We start from the raw sequence: 2,772 nt of genomic DNA, 5'->3' as shown, positions 1-2,772 counted from the left end.
CGGAGCGCCCCGAGCCGGTAGAAGGCGCCGGGGCCCGACTTGGAGTCGACGTGGCCGACCAGCACGCTGCTGCCGTTCTCGCCGGGCGTCGGGCCTGGACCGGGCGGTCCGGTACGGCCCGCTGAAGGCGCTCGCGTACCTGGTGCTGCGGGTGCCGGTGGGGCTGCTCGGCGGCGTGATCCTCCTGCTGCTCGCCTACGGGGCGGCGGCCGCGGTCCGGCTGGCGGTGGGCTGGTGGATCACGGGCGACCATCTGGACGGCATCCCTCCGACCTGGTGGATCGTCCTCTACACGGCCGTCGCGGGCGTGGTGCTGCTCTTCCTCGCCGTCCAGGGCCTGGTCGGGGTCGCGGCGATGGAGCGGAGCGTGGCCAGGCGCTGCCTCGGGCCGAGCCCGCTGGAGGAGTACGAGCGCCGCATCGCGCAGCTGTCGGTGACGCGGGCCCAGGTGGTGGACGCGGTGGACGACGAGCGCCGCCGCATCGAGCGCGACCTGCACGACGGCGTCCAGCAGCGGCTCGTGGCGCTCGGCATGCTGATCGGGCGGGCCCGCCGCGCCGGTGACGGGGAGCGGGCGGCCGAGCTGCTGAGGCAGGCCCACGAGGAGTCGCAGCGGGCGCTGGCGGACCTGCGGGAGGTCACCTGGCGGGTCTACCCGGCCGCGCTGGACGGCGAGGGCCTGCGGGCGGCGCTGGAGACCGTGGCCGAGCGGTCCGCGCTGCCGGTGGCGATCGAGTACGACGTCCCCGGCCGGCCCCCGCACGCGGTCGAGACGGCGGCCTACTTCGTCGTCTGCGAGGCCGTCACGAACGCCGCGAAGCACTCCGGCGCCGCGTCCGTGCGGGTGGCGGTGGCGGGATCGGCGACAATGATCGGCGTGCGCATCGAGGACGACGGGGACGGGGGAGCCGACCCGGGCGGCGGCGGGCTCGCCGGGCTGGCCCGCCGGGTCGCCGCGCTGGACGGGACGTTCGCGGTGGACAGCCCGCGCGGCGGCCCGACCGTGATCACCGCGGAGCTGCCGTGCGGGTGATGCTGGCCGAGGACTCCACGCTGCTGCGCGAGGGCCTGGTGCGGCTGCTCGCCGAGGAGGGCCACCGGGTGGAGGCGGCGGTCGGCGACGGCGACGCGCTGATCGCGGCGGTGGCCGCCGGCCCGCCCGACGTCGTGGTCGTCGACGTCCGGATGCCGCCGAGCCACACCGACGAGGGGCTGCGCGCCGCCCTGGAGATCCGGCGGCGCTGGCCGGGCGTCGGGGTGCTCGTCCTGTCGCAGTACGTGGAGAAGCGCTACGCCGCCGAGCTGATCACGGCGGACACCGCGGGCGTCGGCTACCTGCTGAAGGACCGGGTCGCGCAGGTCGACGAGTTCCTCGACGCCCTGGAGCGCGTCGGCGCGGGCGGCGCCGCGTTCGACCCGGAGGTGGTGCGCCGGCTGCTGGCCGCGCACGGCGCGCAGGGAGACCCGCTGGCGCGCCTCACCCCGCGCGAGCGGGACGTCCTCGACACGATGGCGCAGGGGCACACCAACGCCTCGATCGCCGCGCACCTCCACATCTCGCAGAGCGCCGTCGAGAAGCACGTCAACGCCATCTTCGACAAGCTCGACCTGTCGCACGCGACGGGGTACAGCCGCCGGGTCCTGGCCGTCCTGCGGTACCTGGGCTCCTGACGGCGGCGCCTACCCGATCCCCTCGGCGATCCGCAGCGCCATCGCCATGATGGTGAGCTGCGGGTTCACCTCGGGGCAGGTCGGCAGGACCGACGCGTCGGCCACGTGCACGCCCCGCACGCCGCGCAGCCGCCCGGACGGGTCGACCGGCGCCCGCGCGGCGTCGGCGCCGAGCCTCGCAGTCCCGGTCGGGTGGAACCCGGCCAGGTGCAGGTCGCCGGCGGAGGCCATGGCCGCGGCGCGGGTGAGCTCGGCCTCGTCGCGGGCGACCGGGTGGCGGGGCAGGCCGGTGAGGACCTCCTCGGCGCCGGCCGCGAACAGGATCCGGCCCATCGCGACGAGCGCCCGCCGCAGCCGGGCCGCGTCCTCCCGGGCGAGGTCGTAGCGGACGAACGCGCGGTGCCGGGCGCCGTGCACGCGGCCCGAGGGGGCGTCGGCGATCATCGCGCCGAGCACGGCGAGGCGGTCGGCGTCCCGCAGCGCGCGGCGCAGCGCCCGTCCCGCGCCCGGTAGCGGGAAGGAGCTCATGCCGGGCGGGCTCGCGGTCGCCTCGATGAGGATCCCGTCGCCGTGCAGTTCCTCGACTCCGACGCTCTGCATCACCCCCGACCAGGACACGACGGGCTCGGCGAACCGCCCGGCGATGTTCGTCGCGGGGTGGACGGCCATGCCGCGTCCCAGCTCGGGATGCGCGCCGATGCCCGACCGCCTCAGCAGCAGCGGCGTCTCCAGGGCGCCGGCCGCGACGACGACGCGGGACGTGAGGATCTCGAAGGCCGTGCCGTCGGGGCGGCGTGCGCGCACGCCGGTGGCGGTGCCGCGCTCGACGAGGACGCGTTCGACGCGGGCCCGGGAGACGATCCGCGCTCCCGCCTCGCAGGCCTGGGGGAGCGCGTTCAGATGGACGCCGTGCTTGGCGTTGTGCGGGCAGCCGGCGGCGCACTGCGCGCTGCCCACGCAGCCGGGCCGCTGCGCCGCAACGCGCCCTTCGCCCGCGTCGCCGAGTCGATCAAGGCCATGCAGCGGGACGTCGTCGCCGACCTGCGGCAGGACGCGCGGCCGACCGGGGAGGTGCCGCGCTCCAGGTACTCGCGCAGCACC

The 2,772-nt window shown here is 76.7% G+C and carries 4 protein-coding genes; 3 read left to right on the top strand and 1 reads right to left on the bottom strand.

The features are described 5' to 3' along the window. The coding region (locus AB0K37_RS41565; RefSeq protein ID WP_363991579.1) for a histidine kinase at window positions 1-1,033 on the top strand (1,033 nt) is incomplete at its 5' end. Beyond that, complete coding sequence (locus tag AB0K37_RS41560) at window positions 1,024-1,671, top strand: response regulator transcription factor (protein ID WP_185023742.1); 648 nt, start codon at window positions 1,024-1,026, stop codon at window positions 1,669-1,671. The genes AB0K37_RS41565 and AB0K37_RS41560, both read left to right, overlap by 10 nt. 9 nt (window positions 1,672-1,680) lie before the next feature. Here AB0K37_RS41560 and AB0K37_RS41555 read toward each other — a convergent pair whose 3' ends face one another. Further along, on the bottom strand, window positions 1,681-2,628 hold the full coding sequence (locus AB0K37_RS41555) for a GMC oxidoreductase (RefSeq protein ID WP_363991576.1): 948 nt from the start codon (window positions 2,626-2,628) through the stop codon (window positions 1,681-1,683). Here AB0K37_RS41555 and AB0K37_RS41550 point away from each other — a divergent pair. Further along, a partial coding sequence (locus AB0K37_RS41550) for a hypothetical protein (protein ID WP_363991574.1) occupies window positions 2,593-2,772 on the top strand: 180 nt, incomplete at its 3' end. The genes AB0K37_RS41555 and AB0K37_RS41550 overlap by 36 nt on opposite strands.

The organism is Actinomadura sp. NPDC049753 (assembly GCF_040674655.1).
Classification (GTDB): domain Bacteria; phylum Actinomycetota; class Actinomycetes; order Streptosporangiales; family Streptosporangiaceae; genus Spirillospora; species Spirillospora verrucosospora.
Note: the sequence above shows the minus strand (reverse complement) of the source record. Positions and strands in the feature narration are given on the sequence as shown.